General features: G+C 66.2%; 17 protein-coding genes. 8 read left to right on the top strand and 9 right to left on the bottom strand.

The features are described 5' to 3' along the window. From Q0C64_RS02250 to Q0C64_RS02260, 3 genes are all read right to left on the bottom strand, one after another. Positions 1-2,921 (bottom strand): AAA family ATPase (locus tag Q0C64_RS02250; RefSeq protein WP_294120517.1); only part of this gene is annotated, 2,921 nt, incomplete at its 3' end. Positions 2,922-2,946: 25 nt separating this feature from the next. Further along, on the bottom strand, positions 2,947-3,693 hold the full coding sequence (locus Q0C64_RS02255; protein ID WP_294120519.1) for a thioredoxin domain-containing protein: 747 nt from the start codon (positions 3,691-3,693) through the stop codon (positions 2,947-2,949). A 5-nt stretch (positions 3,694-3,698) separates the two neighbouring features. Beyond that, positions 3,699-4,253: a DUF721 domain-containing protein gene (locus Q0C64_RS02260; protein ID WP_294120520.1), complete on the bottom strand. Its 555-nt coding sequence runs from the start codon at positions 4,251-4,253 to the stop codon at positions 3,699-3,701. A gap of 27 nt (positions 4,254-4,280) precedes the next feature. Here Q0C64_RS02260 and Q0C64_RS02265 point away from each other — a divergent pair, with 27 nt between their 5' ends. The 3 genes from Q0C64_RS02265 to Q0C64_RS02275 all read left to right on the top strand — a co-directional run bounded on the left by Q0C64_RS02265 (position 4,281) and on the right by Q0C64_RS02275 (position 6,819). Then, complete coding sequence (locus Q0C64_RS02265; protein ID WP_294120523.1) at positions 4,281-5,285, top strand: A/G-specific adenine glycosylase; 1,005 nt, start codon at positions 4,281-4,283, stop codon at positions 5,283-5,285. Then, positions 5,275-6,135: an NAD(+) diphosphatase gene (nudC, locus tag Q0C64_RS02270; RefSeq protein WP_294120524.1), complete on the top strand. Its 861-nt coding sequence runs from the start codon at positions 5,275-5,277 to the stop codon at positions 6,133-6,135. The genes Q0C64_RS02265 and nudC overlap by 11 nt, the downstream gene beginning before the upstream one ends. Before the next feature lie 66 nt (positions 6,136-6,201). Beyond that, positions 6,202-6,819, top strand: a complete 618-nt coding sequence (locus Q0C64_RS02275) for a cytochrome c family protein (RefSeq protein WP_294120526.1) — start codon at positions 6,202-6,204, stop codon at positions 6,817-6,819. 67 nt (positions 6,820-6,886) lie between these two features. On the opposite strand, the gene Q0C64_RS02280 is transcribed toward Q0C64_RS02275, so the two are convergent. The 5 genes from Q0C64_RS02280 to sdhC form a co-directional block, all read right to left on the bottom strand. Continuing rightward, positions 6,887-7,747: an LOG family protein gene (locus Q0C64_RS02280; RefSeq protein WP_294120528.1), complete on the bottom strand. Its 861-nt coding sequence runs from the start codon at positions 7,745-7,747 to the stop codon at positions 6,887-6,889. A gap of 41 nt (positions 7,748-7,788) precedes the next feature. Then, positions 7,789-8,763 carry an MBL fold metallo-hydrolase gene (locus Q0C64_RS02285; protein WP_294120529.1) on the bottom strand — a complete coding sequence of 325 codons (975 nt, stop codon included), beginning with the start codon at positions 8,761-8,763 and terminating at the stop codon, positions 7,789-7,791. Between the two features lie 82 nt (positions 8,764-8,845). Next, positions 8,846-10,645 (bottom strand): succinate dehydrogenase flavoprotein subunit, encoded by a 1,800-nt coding sequence (sdhA, locus tag Q0C64_RS02290; RefSeq protein ID WP_294120530.1) that lies wholly within the window; start codon positions 10,643-10,645, stop codon positions 8,846-8,848. Further along, positions 10,642-11,040 (bottom strand): succinate dehydrogenase, hydrophobic membrane anchor protein, encoded by a 399-nt coding sequence (sdhD, locus tag Q0C64_RS02295; RefSeq protein WP_294120531.1) that lies wholly within the window; start codon positions 11,038-11,040, stop codon positions 10,642-10,644. Before sdhD ends, sdhA begins: the two co-directional genes overlap by 4 nt. Beyond that, on the bottom strand, positions 11,037-11,432 hold the full coding sequence (gene sdhC / locus Q0C64_RS02300) for a succinate dehydrogenase, cytochrome b556 subunit (RefSeq protein ID WP_294120532.1): 396 nt from the start codon (positions 11,430-11,432) through the stop codon (positions 11,037-11,039). Before sdhC ends, sdhD begins: the two co-directional genes overlap by 4 nt. Before the next feature lie 147 nt (positions 11,433-11,579). On the opposite strand from sdhC, the gene Q0C64_RS02305 reads away from it, so the two are divergent. The 5 genes from Q0C64_RS02305 to Q0C64_RS02325 all read left to right on the top strand — a co-directional run bounded on the left by Q0C64_RS02305 (position 11,580) and on the right by Q0C64_RS02325 (position 16,958). Next, on the top strand, positions 11,580-12,926 hold the full coding sequence (locus tag Q0C64_RS02305; protein ID WP_294120534.1) for a methyl-accepting chemotaxis protein: 1,347 nt from the start codon (positions 11,580-11,582) through the stop codon (positions 12,924-12,926). Between the two features lie 17 nt (positions 12,927-12,943). Then, a complete protein-coding gene (locus tag Q0C64_RS02310) occupies positions 12,944-14,221 on the top strand; it encodes a methyl-accepting chemotaxis protein (protein WP_294120536.1) in 1,278 nt (425 codons plus the stop codon). Positions 14,222-14,328: 107 nt separating this feature from the next. Beyond that, positions 14,329-15,030 (top strand): SDR family oxidoreductase, encoded by a 702-nt coding sequence (locus Q0C64_RS02315; protein WP_294120537.1) that lies wholly within the window; start codon positions 14,329-14,331, stop codon positions 15,028-15,030. Continuing rightward, positions 15,020-16,003: a subclass B3 metallo-beta-lactamase gene (gene bla, locus Q0C64_RS02320; RefSeq protein ID WP_294120539.1), complete on the top strand. Its 984-nt coding sequence runs from the start codon at positions 15,020-15,022 to the stop codon at positions 16,001-16,003. The genes Q0C64_RS02315 and bla overlap by 11 nt, the downstream gene beginning before the upstream one ends. Positions 16,004-16,067: 64 nt before the next feature. Continuing rightward, positions 16,068-16,958, top strand: a complete 891-nt coding sequence (locus Q0C64_RS02325) for a 50S ribosomal protein L11 methyltransferase (RefSeq protein ID WP_294120540.1) — start codon at positions 16,068-16,070, stop codon at positions 16,956-16,958. On the opposite strand, the gene Q0C64_RS02330 is transcribed toward Q0C64_RS02325, so the two are convergent. After that, the gene (locus tag Q0C64_RS02330) at positions 16,955-17,395 is read right to left on the bottom strand and encodes a nuclear transport factor 2 family protein (protein WP_294120541.1); all 441 of its coding nucleotides are present in this window, start codon (positions 17,393-17,395) and stop codon (positions 16,955-16,957) included. The two genes, Q0C64_RS02325 and Q0C64_RS02330, sit on opposite strands and share 4 nt — an antisense overlap. Positions 17,396-17,451: the final 56 nt, after the last annotated feature.

Consider the following 17,451-nt stretch of genomic DNA (forward strand, 5'->3'; position numbering starts at 1 on the left):
CTACCGATCGAGCCGCGCAGGCGCAGGATCGCCTGGGCCAGCTCGTCCTTTTCGGCGACATTGGCCTCGCGGCTGGTGTCGAGCTCGGCCAGTTCCTGCTCGGCGACGAGGTTGACCGGACCGATCCGCTCGCGCTCGGCGGTCAAGCGATCGAGCGTATCCCGCTCGATGTCCGGGTCGCCGAGATTGGTGGGATCGAAACCAAGCTTTTCAGGTAGCAACGGCGGCGGACATTCGAACCGCTCGCCACATACCCGCGCAAACTCCATCCGCCGCTCGACATGGGCATCTGCGCGGGCAGCGGCGCCGGCGCGGGCTTCGCGGGCCGCGGCGGATGCTTCACCGGCTTCGGCCAGCGCCCGGGCAACAACCGCGACCGCTTCCTGCGCGTCGCGCTCGGCTTCGGCGGTCCTGGCGATCTCGGCCTCGCTGGTCGAAGCATCGCGCTCGATCCGTTCGATGTCGGCGGCGTGGCGGGCCGGCTCATCGGCCAGCTCCTCCTGTTCCTCCTCCATCGCCATCGCCCGGGCGGCGGTTTCGGCCAGCCGTTTCTCGGCCTGGAGCGAGCGGGTCCGCCACTCGCCCGACTCGCGCCCGGCGGCGGCGTGGCGTTCGCGGTCGGCCGCGGTTTCACGGGCGCGGGTAGCAGAACGGGCGCGGCAATCCGCGACCGCTTCGCCGGTCACCGAGGCCTTGCCGCGCGCGGCCTCGACCTCGGCCTGGAGCGTGTCCGGATCGGGCAGCGTGGCGAGGTTGCGAGTGGCGACGTCGACCGCGCCTTTCGCGGCCTCGGCCAGCGGCACCAGGTCGGCGCGGCGTTCCTCGATCCCCGAGCGCTGGGCGTCGAGCCGTTCGAGCGCAGCGGTAGCGATGTCGCCAGCGCGGGTCGCGTCGCGGCCGGCGCGCTCGGCCTCGGATGCCGACCTGCGGGCCGCTTCGGCTTCGGACCGGTGCGTTTCGACCGCCTGGGCTGCGGCATTGCGAGCGCCTTCCGCGTCGGCAACCGCCTGCTCCAGCCCAGGCAGCTGCCGGTCGATCTCGGTCAGGCGGTTGGCGCGGAGCAGACGCTCGGCCGCGGCGGCACCGCCGCCGACGCTGACGAACCCGTCCCAGCGCCGCATTACTCCTTCGCGGGTCACCAAACGCTGCCCGACAGCCAATTTCTGTCCGGTATCGCTGTTGGCCACGCCGACCTGGGCCAGGCGGCGCCGCAGCGCCGCAGGCGCCTCGATATGGTCGAGCAACCGATCGAGACCGTTTGCAAGCGGCGGATCGCCTGCCTCGGACTCGCTGCCTTGCCAGCGGCGCGGGCCCTCATTGCCCAATACCGCCTCAATATCTTCGCCAAGTGCTGCCGCCAGTGCCCGCTCATATCCGGGCGCAGCCTTCAATTCGGTCAGCGCGGCGCCGCCGCCATGGTCGAGCGCGCGGGCCAGCGCATCGCGTTCGGCCTTGGCCGCGCTCAGCGCCGCGCGCGCGGCGGCGAGGCCACTTTCGGCTTCGTCGCGGGCTGTTGCGGCTTCGGCACGCTGCTCCTCAGCCTTGGTGAGCGCGGTTTCAGCCGCAGCCAGCTGGCCGGCCGCTGCCTCGACCCACTTTTGAGAATCTTTGATGGATGCGCGTTCGGCCGACCCGTCGCCAATCCCCGCCAGTTGCTGGCTCAGCCGCTCGGTATCGGCGGCAAAACGGCCAGCCTGGGTCCGGGCTGCCTCCAGCGCGGCTTCGGCGACCCGGCGTTCGGCGCGCATTGCCGCTTCGCGCGCCAGCACGCCTGCCAAAGCCGCCTCGGCCTCGCGCGATTCCGCCTCTGCCTGGGTTAGCTCGGTGGCAATGCGGGCCGAGATGGTCTCGGCATCGGCCAGCCGTTCCTCGATCGCGCGCCGCTCCTGGTCGAGCGTTTCGATCGCCTTCGACGCGTCGGCCTTTAGCGCCACCTCGCGGGCGGTTTCGGCCGACAGCGCTTGCGACAACCGTTCCAGCTCGGCCAGCCGCCGCACCACCGTGTCGCGCTTGGCCCGGGCTGTGGCCAGCTCATGCGCCAGGGTGCGGCCGGCATCGCGCGCCGCCACCGCCGCATTGCGCCGCTCGGCCAGCGCCGCGGCCGCCTGTTCCTGGAGCGCCTGCGCGGCATAAACCGCCTGTTGAAGGCGCGCGACCTCGCCTTCCGCTGCCTTGGCTTCCTCCGCCGCCTCGGCCGCGGCGCGATCGGCATCGGCCCAGCGCGAATAGAGCAGCTTGCCCTCTGCCATCCGGATCTTGTCGGTCAGCGCCCGATAACGTTCCGCCGCCCGCGCCTGCCGTCTGAGCGCCGAGGCCCTCGCCTCCTGCTCGGTCAGCAGTTCATCGAGCCGCTGCAGATTGGCTTCGGTCGCCCTCAATTTCTGCTCGGCGTCCTTGCGGCGGGCGTGGAGGCCGGAAATCCCGGCCGCTTCCTCCAGCATCATCCGCCGCTCGACCGGCTTGGCGGCGATCACCGCGCCGATCCGGCCCTGGCTGACCAGCGCCGGCGAATGAGCGCCGGTGGCGGCGTCAGCGAACAGCAGTGAGACATCTTTCTGACGGACGTCGCGCCCGTCGACCCGATAGGCGGAACCGGCACCGCGCTCGATCCGCCGCGTGACCTCGCTCTCGCTGCGCTCGTCATTGTCGGCTTCGCCCGCGTCGCGCTCGATCAGCAACGAGACTTCGGCGAAGTCGCGCGCCGGGCGGGTCGCCGTGCCGGCAAAGATAACGTCTTCCATGCCGCCGCCGCGCAATGACTTGGGCGAGCCTTCGCCCATCACCCAGCGGATTGCTTCAAGCAGATTCGACTTGCCGCAGCCGTTGGGGCCGACCACTCCGGTCAGCCCCGGCTCGATCCTCAGCTCGGCCGGCTCGACAAAGCTCTTGAAGCCGCTGAGTTTCAGCCGGCGAAAGCGCAACGCTGTACCCCCATAAGCGTCATGATCAGCTATTCAGCGCTTCCTTGATCTTGGGCTCAAGCAATTCCCATGTCGCGGTCTGTTCGACCACTTCGCCGTTGATCAGGAAAGTCGGCGTGCCCGGGATGCTGTAGGTCGAGACCGCGTCGCTGTTCATCTGGACCAGCTTGTTGATCTCGGTCTCATTGGCCAGGCACTGCTCGCCCTTGGCACGCGGCACGCCGCGCATCGACGCATAGGCCTTCAAGCCACCAAGGTCGGCAATGGTCGAGAATTGCTGGGCGGGCGCCATCCCCTGCAGCGACTGCATCTTGGCCGGATCGGTCGCCTGGATCTTGCCGACCCACTCGCGCTGATCCTTGAACAGGTTGCGGGTCAGGCCGAAGAAACTCGCTTCGCCGCCGCAGCGGGCCAGCAGGGTCGCCGTCATGTCGAACGGATCGCGCACGAAATTGCGGAATTCCCAGCTGACCAGGCCCTTTTTGACGTAATTTTCGACGAGGGAGTTGCCTCCCTCTTCCTCAAACGCGGCGCAGTGCGGGCAGGTCAGCGAGCCGAATTCGACCAGCTTAACCTTGGCGTTGGGGTTGCCCATGACGAACCCGCCTTCGGGCGTCTTGGACACGACCGTCGACCAGTCGCCGTTGTTGGGCGCCGGGACCGGCTTGGCGGTGACTTCGACCGCGCCGTTGGCGGTGGCCGCACCCTTCTCGGCGTTGCAGGCAGTGGCGAGCAGCGCCGCCGAGGCGAGGAACAGGACTGAGATTCTCATGGGGGTCATTTGCTCCGGATGATGGGAATGGTTGAGGTTGGCAGCTTGTCGACGGCCGGTGTGCCGCGCGATCCGGCGAGCTTGCCGGCCAGCGATTCGAGCACGGTGCGAAGTTCGGGATCGGCAATCTGGCGGAGGCCCTCGCCCAGCTCGGCCGGGACCGGCACGGCGGCGGGCCGCTGCACATTGGCTTTCGGCCTTGGGGCGCGCCCCTGGCTGAAGGCGACCTTGTTGACCGCCTCATAGCCGAAGAAGCGGTTGACCCGCTCGATGATCAAGGGCGCCAGATGCTGCATCAGCGGAGCATGAGCGCCTTCGACGCTCAACGTCAGCGTTCCGCCGGACTTTTTGCCGCCCGGGAAGCGGATCGATTCCGGGGTCGAAACCTTGGCGTAGCGTTCGCCAACGATTTCGGTCCAGCGGCTGACCACCGCGCCCTGGACGAAGCCGAATCGCTTGAAGGTCGCTCCGGCGATGTCGCCAACGAGCTCGCCGCAACGCCGGGCATGGCCGCGGCGCGCGTCATTATCGTTGGATTCGGGACGTGGGGACTTCGCCATCGGGAATGACCATGCCATAGCGTTTTCATGCTCGCCAGTGCTGCTGAACGGCTCCTGACTCATTATGACCGGCATGCCAGGGCGCTGCCGTGGCGCAGCCCGCCGGGGAGCGCGCCGCAAGACCCATATCTGGTGTGGCTGAGCGAAGTGATGCTGCAGCAGACGACGGTCGCAACGGTGCGCCCGCGCTTTCGCCGCTTTATCGAGCGCTGGCCGACCGTCGAGGCGCTGGCCGCGGCGCCGGATGTGGAGGTGCTGCGGGAGTGGGCGGGCCTCGGCTATTATGCCCGCGCCCGCAATCTGATCGCCTGTGCCAGGCAGGTCGCGGCGATCGGCGGCTTCCCCCGCACTGAAGCCGAATTGCGCAAATTGCCCGGGCTTGGCGCCTATACCGCCGCGGCCATTGCCGCGATCGCGTTTGGCGAACGGGCGGTGGTGATCGACACCAATGTCGCGCGAGTGGTCGCTCGTTACCATGGCCTCGAACAATCGCTGGAGCAGGTCCGCGACGAAATCCGGAAACTTGCCAAAGGGATGACGCCCGCGGACCGGCCGGGCGACTTTGCCCAGGCGATGATGGATTTGGGCGCGACCATCTGCCGCCCGAAGAGCCCCGAATGTTCGGCATGCCCGCTGGCGGGCGACTGCAGGGCATTTGCCAGCGGCGACCCCGGGGCATTTCCTGCGCCGAAGGTGAAGCGCGTGCGGCCGCACCGCCATGGCCTAGCCTGGTGGATCGAGCGCAATGGCGCGATCTGGCTGGTCCGCCGTCCGGCCAAGGGCATGCTCGGCGGGATGGCGGCTTTGCCGGGGCCGGAATGGGGCGATGAGCCGACCACAATGCCGGCGATCGCCAGCGTCTCGCATGGCTTCACCCATTTCACGCTCGACCTGCACATTGCTGCCCGCGCCGAAACGATCGGCGACGGCTGGTGGCAGCCAGTCGATAGGATTGCCGAAGCCGGCCTCCCGACCCTCTATAGGAAGGCAGTCGAAGCTGTCCTCGCCAGAAAGGAAGTCCTTGCCGCCTGATCCATTCTTCGCCGGCGAAGGGCTCGACCGCGCCGACCATCTGCGCGCCGATCCGGCCGCAATCGCCGCGCTGCTTGGGCATGGCGACGCGCTTCAGCTGGTGTGGGACAATGGCGCGCCCTCTCTCGACGAACGGGGCAAGCTTAAGTGGCAGGATATTTCGGGCGAGCCGCCGCTATTTCTCGGCTTCGACCAGGGCGCGCCGCGCTTTTCGGCCCTGCCCGACGGCAGCACGCCGGCCAACGCTTACGCCCACATCCATTTGCTGGCGCTGCTCGACGTCAGGGATGCACCGACCTTCTCCGCGGCGCTGAGCCTCGCCAACTGGCATCGCCGCCACGGCCATTGCTCGGTCTGTGGCAGGATGACCGAACCCAACCGCGGCGGCTGGTCGCGCGCCTGCCCCAATTGCAGTGCCGAACATTACCCGCGCTCCGATCCGGTGGTGATCATGCTGGCCGAGCATGAGGGCCGCCTGCTGCTGGGCCGCCAGCCGCAATATCCCGAAGGCCGCTATTCGGCGCTGGCGGGGTTCGTCGAACCCGGCGAATCGATTGAAGATGCGGTCGCTCGCGAGCTCAAGGAAGAGGCCGGGATCGAGGTTTACGACGTGCACTATTGGTGCAGTCAGCCCTGGCCCTTCCCCTCGTCGCTGATGATCGGCGCCCATGCCACCGCGGCAAGTGACCAGCTCATCATCGACAAGAACGAGCTCGACGATGCGCGCTGGTTCAGCCGCGGCGAGGTGCTTGCCGCATTGGCGGGCGGACCCGCGGCGCCGTTCCAGCCGCCGCCCAAATGGGCGATTGCCCGGACGCTGCTTGACCATTGGGTCGACGGCTTGAAGTAAGCCATATCGGGCCTTAAAGGCGCTGGCACGGTTTCTCTTTCCATTCGGCTCGGCCGCAGGGGTTTCATGAACGATCGCAACAACACCATCGCCGGCTGGGTCCTGTTCGCCGGTATCGTCGCGCTGGGCTCGTCGATCGTCTCTTCGGAAGTGTTCAACACCCACCGTCCCGAGACGATGGGCTATCCGATCGAGGGTGTCGAAGTCGAAGGCGGCGGCGCTGCCGAAGCGGCCAAGCCGATCGAATTCTACCTGGCCTCGGCCGAGCCGACCAAGGGCGAGCAGGTGTTCAAGAAGTGCACTGCTTGCCACAACGCCGACAATGGCGGCGCCAACGCGCTCGGCCCGAACCTGTGGGGCGTGCTGGGCGAGCCGGTCGGCAAGGGCGCCAATGGCTTTGCCTTCTCCGAGGCGCTGTCCGGCAAGGGCGGCAACTGGGACTTCAGTAGCCTCAACGAATGGCTATCGAACCCGAAGAAGTTCGCACCCGGCACCAAGATGACCTTCGCCGGCCTCGGCAATCCCGAGGACCGCGCCAACGTCATCGCGTTCCTCAATGCGCACAGCAATGCGCCCAAGCCGCTCCCCGCCGCTCCGGTTGAGACCGCCGCCAAGGACGAAAAGGGCGAGACGCCCGCGGCGGAAGGCAACGAGGCCGCACCGGCCAAGCCTGCCGCCAAATAAGCCGGCATGACTGTCCAATGAAAAGGGCGGCCTCGAGCCGCCCTTTTTGTATCATCTAGGTAAGAAGTCAGCAGACTTCGTAATGTTTGCAGACGGCGTCCCACGCCTCTCCGGCGGTCTCGACCCAGGTGATGAGGTCGAGGTCGTGGGGTGAAATCACACCTTCCTCGGCCAGTCCCTGGAAATCGACCACCCGCTCCCAGAACTCCCGGCCAAACAGCAGGATCGGCAGCGGCCGGACCTTGCCGGTCTGGATCAGCGTCAACAGCTCGAACATCTCGTCGAACGTGCCGAACCCGCCGGGAAATACTGCTACCGCCCGGGCGCGGAGCAGGAAGTGCATCTTCCTCAGCGCGAAATAATGGAACTGGAAGCTCAAATCCGGCGTCACATAATGGTTGGGCAATTGCTCGTGCGGCAGCACGATGTTGAGCCCGATTGAATCGACGCCGACATCCTGCGCGCCGCGGTTGGCGGCCTCCATGAACGACGGTCCGCCGCCCGAGCAGACCACGAAATGCCGCTTGCCGTCCTCGTCGACCGGATGCTGGCTGACGCGTGCGGCGAGCTTGCGCGCCTCGTCATAATAATGGGATTTGGCGACGAGCTTCTCGGCGACCTGCTTGTCCCAGTCGGTCCGCGCAGCCTCGAGCAGCGCCTTGGCCTTTGACGGTTCGGGCACGCGCGCCGAGCCATAGAAGACGAAGGTCGAGGCGATGTTGGCCTCGTTCATCAGCAATTCGGGCTTCAACAGCTCGAGCTGGAAGCGCACCGGCCGCAAATCCTCGCGCAGCAGGAAATCGGTGTCCTGGAACGCAAGCTTATAGGCTTCGCTCTCGGTTTGCGGGGACGATGGAACGTGCTTGGCGGCCCGCGCATCGGTCGAGGCCTGCGGGAAAATCCGCTTGGGAGGTTTGGGATCAGTCATGTCGGGGGAGCGGCTTAGCGGCCAACCGCGTCCTCGAAAAGCTAAGGGTTCAACGCTTTGCAATATTTCTGCTGCTCTTCGGGTGAGCTGCGCAGCCGCGTGTCGAGATAATAGGTCGCCGCTTCAGTGACATAGTCGCTATGTTCGGCGTCGATGAACAGCGCCGCATCGCGCTTCCAGGCCGCGACGCATTCTTCCTTGACCCGGGTCGAGCGGCCGCAATCGACGAAATTATCGAACGCGGTCTTCCATTGCAGGAACTGGGCGCGGTTCATCGGCGCGCCATGGCCGGGGATCAGCGTCGTGAACGGTGTGGCCGCCACCTCGACCAGCGCCTTCTTCCAGCCGTCGGCGCAGGCGGTATCCATGAACGGCACGATGTCGACCACCAGGTCGCCGACGATCGCCAGCCCTTCGTTCGGCACATAGAGCCAGAGGTCGGCCTCGGTCGCGGCGAACGGCGCGACATGGACCTCCAGCTTGCGCCCGGCGATCTTCATCCTGGCCGATTTGGTGACCGGCACGGTGGGTTTCAGCGTCTCGGGATGATCGAGCCGGTAGCGCGCGCGGGTCAGCTGCGCCTTAATGTCGGCCGGCGTCTTCGGATCGGCCAACAGCTTGTCGGCCCGCTCGCGCCCGCGCTGGAGAAAGTCCTTCAGCGCCCCGTCGATGGCGTTGGTCGCATAGACCTGCGCCTTGGGATAGGCGGCGCGGATGTCGTAATTGCCGGTCGTGTGATCGAGGTGCCAGTGGGTGTTGACGATCGCCGCGATCGGCTTGCCGCGTTGCTTGGCGTAGGCCAGCAGCAGCTCGGCATGCTCCGGGTGCCGTCCGGTATCGACCACGATCAGCCCCTGCGGCGCGTCGAGGAAGATGCTGTTGCCGTCCGGCCCCTTGTCGAGTGGCACCGAGCCCGGAATCAGCGTGTAGCTCGGCTCGACCAGCTTGACCTTGGGCGCCGCGGCACCGGTCAACAGCCCGGCTATCGCCACCAGCAGAAAGATTGAACGCCGCATCGCCGCCTCCCCTTTTCCGCGGAGGCTAGGCGAAGTTAGCTGCCATGGAAGTGCCGTTCGACGAAGTGCGCCGGCGCCTCGCTTAATACACCCGCTTCTTGGGCTTGATGTAGTCGATCTCGTCGGTGAGCGTGTAGGCGTGGACCGGGCGGTAATCGATCTTTACTCCGCCACCCTGGCCGCCCCAGCCGTCGAACCAGGCGACGGTGTGCTTCATCCAATTCTTGTCGTCGCGCTCGGGGAAATCCTCATGCATGTGCGCGCCGCGGCTTTCCTTGCGGTTGGCGGCGCAATGCATCGTGACCACTGCTTGTGAGAGGAGATTGTCGAGCTCGAGCGTTTCGACAAGATCGCTGTTCCAGATCAAGCTGCGGTCGGAAACGCGGACGTCGGCCATTTTCTTGTAGACGGCGTCGATCTTGGCCTGGCCCTCCGCCAGCGTCCGTTCGGTGCGGAACACGGCGCAGTCGGCCTGCATCGTGTGCTGCATTTCCTCACGGATCATGGCGGTCGGCAGTGAGCCCTCGGCGTGGCGGAACTTGTCGAGCCGCGACAGCGCCATCTCGGACGCACCATCCTTGAGCAGCGGCTGGGCGGCACCGGGCTTGATCACTTCGGCCAGACGGAGGCCCGCGGCCCGGCCGAATACCACCAGGTCGATCAGGCTGTTGGACCCCAGGCGGTTGGCGCCATGCACCGAGACGCAGGCCGCTTCGCCGACCGCGAACAGGCCGGGGACGACACTGTCCGGCTCGCCGTCCTTCAGCGTCACCACCTCGCCATGATAATTGGTTGGAATGCCGCCCATATTATAGTGGACCGTCGGGGTGACCGGTAGCGGCTGACGGGTCAGGTCGACACCCGCGAAGATCTTGCCGGTCTCGGTGATGCCGGGCAGCCGCTCGTGCAGGATCTTGGGATCGATATGGTCCAAGTGGAGGAAGATATGATCCTTCCTCTCGCCGACCCCGCGTCCTTCGCGGATTTCCATTGCCATCGAGCGTGACACTACGTCACGGCTGGCGAGGTCCTTGGCCGACGGCGCGTAGCGCTCCATGAAGCGCTCGCCCTCGCTGTTGGTGAGGTAGCCTCCCTCGCCCCGCGCGCCCTCGGTAATCAGCACGCCGACGCCGTAGATACCGGTCGGGTGGAACTGGACGAATTCCATGTCCTGCAGCGGCAGGCCGGCGCGCAGCACCATGGCATTGCCGTCGCCGGTGCAGGTGTGGGCGCCGGTGCAGGAGAAATAGGTGCGGCCATAGCCGCCCGTAGCCAGCACCACGGCCTGGGCCCGGAAGCGGTGGATCGACCCGTCGTCGAGGCACAGCGCGACGAGGCCGCGGCAGACCCCATCCTCCATGATCAGGTCGAGCGCGAAATATTCGATATAGAAGTCGGCGTCATACTTCAGGCTCTGCTGGTAGAGCGTGTGAAGCATGGCATGGCCGGTGCGGTCGGCCGCGGCGCAAGTCCGCTGAGCCGGCGGGCCTTCGCCCATATTCTGCATCATGCCGCCGAAAGCGCGCTGGTAGATCTTGCCTTCGCCGGTCCGGCTGAACGGCATGCCGGCATGTTCCAGTTCATAGACCGCCGCCGGTGCCTCGCGGACCATATATTCGATCGCGTCCTGGTCGCCCAACCAATCGGACCCCTTGACGGTGTCGTACATGTGCCAGGTCCAGTGATCCGGCCCCATATTGCCGAGCGAGGCGGCGATGCCGCCTTGTGCCGCCACGGTATGGCTGCGGGTCGGGAACACCTTGGTGACGCAGGCGGTTTTCAGACCCTTTTCGGCGGCGCCCATGGTGGCGCGGAGGCCCGAGCCGCCCGCGCCGACCACGACGACGTCATAGACATGGTCGATGATCTTGTAGGCGGTCATGCTGCAACCGGTGCGAACACGATCCGGGCCAGCGCGAACAGCGCGACCGAGGCGCCAGCGATCGCTGACATGGTCAGCAGATAATGCAGCGCGATGCGGTTGCCCTCGTCATGGACATAATCATCGACGGCGACCTTGAGGCCGTCGAGGCCATGCTTGAATGCAGCGACGACGAACAGCGCCATCGGGATCGCGGTCCAGGCCGAGCTCAGCCACTCCTTGAGCGTCGCCAGCTCGAATTTCGGCAGCATGACGAGCGAGAAAAGCAGCCAGAAGGACAGCAGCACCAGCGCCACGCTGGTGAACCGCTCCTCCAGCCAGTGGCCGCCGCCTTCGCGGGCCGAGCCCAGTCCCTTGACCTTGCCCAGCGGGGTCGCGCTTTCGCCCAGGCTCATTTGCCCACTCCCATCAAAATGTACCAGGTCAGCGCGGTCGCGCTCAGCGACCCGACCAGCGTCATGATCGCCCAGAAGCGGTTGACCTTGAGCTCATAGCCGGCGCCGGTATCGAGCACGAGGTGGCGGAGGCCCGAGAAGAGATGCTGGAAGAAGGCCCAGGTCAGGCCCGCCAGGACGATCATCCCGGCCGGGCTCTGCGCAATCTTGGCGAAGCCGGCATAGGCCTCCTCGCCGCCGGCGATCGACACCAGCCACCAGGCCAGCACGGCCAGGCCGGCGACGGTAATGGCGCCACCGGTAACGCGGTGCAGGATCGATACGGTCATGTGCGCTCCCCACCTGTAGACGCCAAGGTGCGGCGAAAGGGGTCGCTCGGCTTTGCTGTTCATGGGTCCTCGAACCGCTGAATGGAAGGGCACCGAACCCCTAGGCAGCAACCGCTCAACTGGCAAGTTTCAGCGAGAGCTAACCCGCCTTTAACCATTGTCCCCGCATAGCGGCTCCACAACTCAGCTCCAGCGGGGATTCCGGTTAAAATGGCGAATGTGGTTCAGGGAACGTCCAACGGCGAATATGATCTGGCGCGGAGCCTGCATCTTTACGACACGAGCGGCGACTTGCCGGGCCGGGCCCGCGAGCTGTGGCAGCTGATCAAGGACGACGCCAGGAGCTTCGCTCGCGAATTCTGGCGCCGCTACGCCATCTCGCCCGAGGTGAAGGAAACCTTCGACGACCAGCGGCTCGACCAGCTGGCCGACAGGATCGTGCCCTTCATCCAGGCCAAATTCGAGCATTTGGACCACCCCAAATGGACCCATGAAGCCCAGGGCTATGTCGCCAAGGCGCTCGGCGGCGGGCTCAGCCTGTCGACCCTGCTCGCCGGGATCAACGCCGAGACCGAGGCTGCCTATGCGGCGATGCGCAGGCGGGTCGAGGATGAGGAAGGCCAGGTCCGCTTCGCCCGCACCCTGTCGGAAGTGCAGGCGATCGAAATCGACTGCTTCATCCACCACGGCATCACCATCACCCGCAGGGAAAGCGAGCAGGACCAGTCGCGTCAGGCCGGCAGCTTCAACAGCAAGGTGATGGGCGTGGTCCAGGACTGTACCCGCGAGAGCGACGAGCTGCGCGCACAGGCCGGCCATTCCGCCACCGCCGCTCGCGGCATGCTGGGCAAGACCAGCGAGGTTGCCGCGGCGGCCGAGCAGTCGGCGGTGGCGATGCGCGAGGCGGCGCAGACCGCGGCCGGCCTCATCCGCGCGATCGAGGATGCCAGGACCGAGGTCGAAGTCGCCGCCGGCGTCGCGACCAAGGCCGGCGACCAGGCTGACAAGGCCGTTGAAGTCAGCAAGGCCCTGTCGAACCACGTCGAAGCGATCGAATCGATCCTCGGCCTGATCCGCGACATTGCCGGGCAGACCAATTTGCTCGCCCTCAACGCGACGATCGAAGCCGCCCGCGCCGGCGATGCCGGCCGCGGCTTCGCGGTCGTCGCCCAGGAAGTGAAGTCGCTTGCCGCCCAGACCGCGCGGGCGACCGACGATATCACCAACAAGATCACCGCCATCCAGCAGGCGACCAGGCAGACGGTCGAGGCCAATGGCTCGATCAGCTCGACGGTCGAAGAGGTCGAAGCCTCCGCCAACCGCATCCGCGCGGCGATGGAGCTGCAGGCCCAGACGGTGACGATGATCACTGCAGCGGTCGACGAGACCGCGCTCGCCGCCGATTCGATGAGCTCGACCATCGCCGCGATCCGCTCCGACACCGAACAAGTCGCCAAGGATATCGACCAGGTCGAACAGGGCTTTGGGCGCTTCTCGACCCGCATCGCCGATTTCCGTTCCGCCACCAGTGAGTTTGTGTCGACCTTCGCCGCCTGACCGGAAGGCCCAAGACCATGACCGCCCTGCAGCCATTGACGGACCATCAAGTGACCAACCGGCTGGAAGCCTATAACAAGGGCGGCGCGCTCGAGCGCAGCATCCGTGGTCTGTGGGATCATGCCGGCGATATCGTCGAGGGCGAAGTCCGGGCGATGTACGACGACGAGGCCGCGACACGCGTCCGCACCCATTATACCTCGCCGGTCGACGCCAAATGGATGCAGTCGGTCGCCGAATATGGCCGCCACATCTACGCCGAGAAAATCTCCGTCCCGGCCTACATCGCCAAGCGCGACCGGCTGGTCAGCGGGATCATCGCCAGGCTGTTTGACAAATTCGCCGACGACCAGGATGTGCTCAAGCAATGCGTCACGTCACTGCAGCAACTGACTGCCTATGAAACGGACATCATCCTCGCCCAGGTCGCGCTGCTGGAGGCCAATGAGGCGGCCAACAGCCGGGGCGAAGAGGGCCTGTTGTTCGAGCAGCATGTGGCGACCCTTGTCCAGCATACGGGGAGCCAGGCCGGCGCCCTGACCGACCGCACCCGTTCGACCGCCACGGCGGCGCGCGGCATGCTGGGCAAGACCAGCGAGGTTGCCGCGGCGGCCGAGCAGTCGGCGGTGGCGATGCGCGAGGCGGCGCAGACCGCGGCCGGCCTCATCCGCGCGATCGAGGATGCCAGGACCGAGGTCGAAGTCGCCGCCGGCGTCGCGACCAAGGCCGGCGACCAGGCTGACAAGGCCGTTGAAGTCAGCAAGGCCCTGTCGAACCACGTCGAAGCGATCGAATCGATCCTCGGCCTGATCCGCGACATTGCCGGGCAGACCAATTTGCTCGCCCTCAACGCGACGATCGAAGCCGCCCGCGCCGGCGATGCCGGCCGCGGCTTCGCGGTCGTCGCCCAGGAAGTGAAGTCGCTTGCCGCCCAGACCGCGCGGGCGACCGACGATATCACCAACAAGATCACCGCCATCCAGCAGGCGACCAGGCAGACGGTCGAGGCCAATGGCTCGATCAGCTCGACGGTCGAAGAGGTCGAAGCCTCCGCCAACCGCATCCGCGCGGCGATGGAGCTGCAGGCCCAGACGGTGACGATGATCACTGCAGCGGTCGACGAGACCGCGCTCGCCGCCGATTCGATGAGCTCGACCATCGCCGCGATCCGCTCCGACACCGAACAAGTCGCCAAGGATATCGACCAGGTCGAACAGGGCTTTGGCACGTTCACCGACCAGATTGCCGACTTCACCCGCAAGACCAAGGAATTCGTCGCCCACTTGGCGGCGTAACAAAGGGTCGTCATTCCCGCGAAAGCGGGAACCTAGTTTTTCTTCTTTTGCTGGGTCCCCGCTTCCGCGGGGATGACGAATGAAGGGTGGCTCGCTACTGCCAACACATGAACATCCTCCTGACCGGCGCCAGCCGCGGCATCGGCGCCGCCACCCTTGAGGCGCTCACCTCGGCCGGCCACCATGTCGCCGGCCATTCGACGCGTGGCGGCAATGGTTTGATTGCCGGCGACCTCGCCGACCCCGCCGCGCCCCGCGCCATCTGGAACGCCGCGCTCGACCGGTTGGGCGGGCGGATCGACGCGCTGGTCAACAACGCGGGCATTTACGAAGGGGTTGCCGACGATGCTTCGGACGATGAATGGCACGCTGCCTGGGACCGCACGCTCAGGATCAATCTGGAGGCAACGGCCGACCTCTGCCGCCTCGCCGTCGGCCATTTCCGGGCTAACGGTGGCGGGCGGATCGTCAACGTTGCCAGCCGCGCGGCCTTCAGGGGCGATTCATCGCAGCACTGGCACTACGCCGCATCCAAATCAGCGATCATCGGCATGACCAAGACCATCGCACGCGGCTACGCCGCCCAGAATATCCTCGCCTTCGCGGTCGCGCCGGGCTTCACCGTGTCGGAAATGACCGAGGAATATCTCGCCGGCCGCGGCGGTGCGGCGATCGTCGCCGACATTCCGCTCGGCCGGGTGACCAGCACCGACGAGGTAGCCGAAGCGATCCGCTGGCTGGCGACGGAGGCTCCCGCCGCGTCGACCGGCTCGGTGATCGATTTGAACGGCGCCAGCTATGTTCGCTAGGGCCGCGCTTGCCTCGATCCTGTTGGCCAGCGTTGCCGCGGCGCAGATTTCCATCCCGCTTGGCAAGAAGCCACCTCAGATCGAGCGGCCGATCCACCCGATCGAGGAATGGGGTCCGCATTGGGCCGAGGCGTGCGGCGATTCGACCGACTGGGACAAGCCCGCCCCGCCCGTCCGGATCCACGGCAACACCTATCTGGTCGGGACCTGCGGCATTTCGTCGATCCTGGTCACCGGCGACGAGGGCCATGTGCTGATCGATGCCGGTACCGAGAAGGGTGCCGACCTCATCGCCAACAACATCAAGGAGCTCGGCTTCAAGCTCCGCGATATCAAATATCTGCTGATCAGCCATGAGCATCTCGACCATGTCGGCGGCGCAGCGCGGATGCAGCAGCTGACCGGCGCAACGCTGGTCACATCGCAAGCCGCCGAGCGCGTCCTCAACAGCGGCGGCGCCAGCGCCGACGACCCCCAGGCCGGGATGCACAAGCCCTTCCCCGCCGCCAATGTCGGCCGCACGGTCGGCGACGGCAGCGAGGTTCGCTTCGGCAATCTGCTGCTGACCGCGATGCTGACGCCGGGCCACACGTCGGGCGCGACCAGCTGGCGCTGGGAGAGCTGCGACGGCGGCGTCTGCAGGACGATGGTCTACGCCGACAGCCTGACGCCGATCAGCCGCGACGATTACAAGTTCAGCGACCATCCCGAATATCTCGCCGCCTATCGCGCCTCGATCGCCAAGATCGCCGACAGCCGCTGCGAGATTTTGCTGACTCCGCACCCCTCGGCCAGCAACATGAAGGAACGGATGACCGGCAAGCTGCCGCTGTTCGATCTCGATGGGTGCAAGAATTATGCAGCGGAACGGACCAAGCAATTGGACGAACGGCTGGCCAAGGAAGCAGGTTCCTCCCCATCGCAGGGTGATGGGGAGGGGAACCATCCGGAGGATGGTGGAGGGGTAAAGTGATGTGCTTTCTACCCCTCCACCAGCTGCGCTGGTTCCCCTCCCCAAGCGAGCTTGGGGAGGAATTATGAGCTGGCGGGTGACGCTGAAGTGCACCCGGGAAGAAGCGGAGGCGCTCCCCGAAGCTGCCGACCTGTTCGCGCTGGCCGACCAGCCACCGGTGATTGTCGCCGACGAGCCGGATCCCGACCAGCCCGACGACTGGCGGATCCACGCCTATTTCGCAGAACAGCCGACGACGCAGGAACTGGTACTGCTCCGCCGCCTGACCGCGGACCCCGACCCCGAGATCGAGCATCTCGAGGATACCACCGACTGGGTGACGATGAGCCAGTCAGGCCTCGGCCCGATCCGCGCCGGCCGCTTCTTCGTCCACACGCCGATGCACTATGCCGACCGTCCGGCCGACACGGTCAATTTCGAGATCGACGCCGGCCTCGCCTTCGGCACCGGCCAGCATGACACCACCGCCGGCTGCCTCGCCGCGCTCGACCGACTTGAGGTGGTGGGGAAGCGGTTTGAGAATATCGCCGACATCGGCACCGGCACCGGCCTGCTAGCCTTCGCGGGCATGGCGCTGTGGCCGGAGGCGCGCGCCATCGCCACCGACATTGACGAGATTGCGGTCCGCGTGACCGAGGAGAATGCCGCGATCAACGGGGTGAAGCTCGGTCATGGCGCGGGCCAGCTGTTGCTCGCGGTCGCGGATGGGATGGAGCATCCGCTGATCCAGGCGCGGGCGCCCTATGATTTGCTGATCGCCAACATCCTCGCCGGGCCATTGATCGAGCTTGCCCCGGCCTTCGCCAAGGCGGTCGCGCCGGGCGCCAGTGTCGTGCTGGCCGGCCTGCTCGATACCCAGGCCGATGCGGTTATCGCTGCTTACGAAGCCGAGGGGATGAAGCTGGTCGAAGGCGGCACAGACCAGTGGCGGGTATTAGTGCTGGAGGCCGCCTAGCGCTTCGGCCTGCGCCACAACTGCAGCGAGCGAATCGCGGCGGGCACGTCCTTGTCGTCCTCTGGCCTCGACATGACCCGCTCGACCATCCTCCAGCTGCGCCGGACCCCGCCCTTCTTCCACAGGTCCGTGACCCACATCCTGCCCGACCAGTCATGGCCGTCGATGCTCGCCTCGATTTCCAGCTGCGTCGCGAAAATCGTTACCGAGCCGAGGTTGCGCACATAGATTTCGCCGAAGCGATAGGCCCGGCAGGGGAACCGCTCCGCCGCCGCATCGATCCAGCTCTTGTAATCGAGCAGCACGGACGGTTTCGACCCGACCACCAGCCGGAAATTGCGCGAGGTGAGCGATTTGAGCGTCTTGGCGTCGCCGCCGATCCACGCCCGCATCCAGCGGTTTTCCAGCGTTTCAATGAGAGTGAGGATGTCGGCCATATGTTGCGCGGGAGTAATGGCGGCGGACGAAGATGCAAGAGTGGGCGGGGCCTGCT

Source organism: Sphingomonas sp. (assembly GCF_023266535.1).
In the GTDB taxonomy this organism is placed as follows: Bacteria; Pseudomonadota; Alphaproteobacteria; order Sphingomonadales; family Sphingomonadaceae; genus Sphingomicrobium.

Coding starts and splice junctions, on each gene's coding strand:
- Q0C64_RS02280 (WP_294120528.1), bottom strand. CDS start 7,747: ATGACTGATCCCAAACCTCCCAAGCGGATTTTCCCGCAGGCCTCGACC.
- Q0C64_RS02285 (WP_294120529.1), bottom strand. CDS start 8,763: ATGCGGCGTTCAATCTTTCTGCTGGTGGCGATAGCCGGGCTGTTGACC.
- Q0C64_RS02275 (WP_294120526.1), top strand. CDS start 6,202: ATGAACGATCGCAACAACACCATCGCCGGCTGGGTCCTGTTCGCCGGT.
- Q0C64_RS02315 (WP_294120537.1), top strand. CDS start 14,329: ATGAACATCCTCCTGACCGGCGCCAGCCGCGGCATCGGCGCCGCCACC.
- sdhD (WP_294120531.1), bottom strand. CDS start 11,040: ATGAGCCTGGGCGAAAGCGCGACCCCGCTGGGCAAGGTCAAGGGACTG.
- bla (WP_294120539.1), top strand. CDS start 15,020: ATGTTCGCTAGGGCCGCGCTTGCCTCGATCCTGTTGGCCAGCGTTGCC.
- Q0C64_RS02310 (WP_294120536.1), top strand. CDS start 12,944: ATGACCGCCCTGCAGCCATTGACGGACCATCAAGTGACCAACCGGCTG.
- Q0C64_RS02325 (WP_294120540.1), top strand. CDS start 16,068: ATGAGCTGGCGGGTGACGCTGAAGTGCACCCGGGAAGAAGCGGAGGCG.
- Q0C64_RS02330 (WP_294120541.1), bottom strand. CDS start 17,395: ATGGCCGACATCCTCACTCTCATTGAAACGCTGGAAAACCGCTGGATG.
- Q0C64_RS02305 (WP_294120534.1), top strand. CDS start 11,580: ATGGCGAATGTGGTTCAGGGAACGTCCAACGGCGAATATGATCTGGCG.
- Q0C64_RS02260 (WP_294120520.1), bottom strand. CDS start 4,253: ATGGCGAAGTCCCCACGTCCCGAATCCAACGATAATGACGCGCGCCGC.
- Q0C64_RS02265 (WP_294120523.1), top strand. CDS start 4,281: ATGCTCGCCAGTGCTGCTGAACGGCTCCTGACTCATTATGACCGGCAT.
- sdhA (WP_294120530.1), bottom strand. CDS start 10,645: ATGACCGCCTACAAGATCATCGACCATGTCTATGACGTCGTCGTGGTC.
- Q0C64_RS02255 (WP_294120519.1), bottom strand. CDS start 3,693: ATGAGAATCTCAGTCCTGTTCCTCGCCTCGGCGGCGCTGCTCGCCACT.
- sdhC (WP_294120532.1), bottom strand. CDS start 11,432: ATGAACAGCAAAGCCGAGCGACCCCTTTCGCCGCACCTTGGCGTCTAC.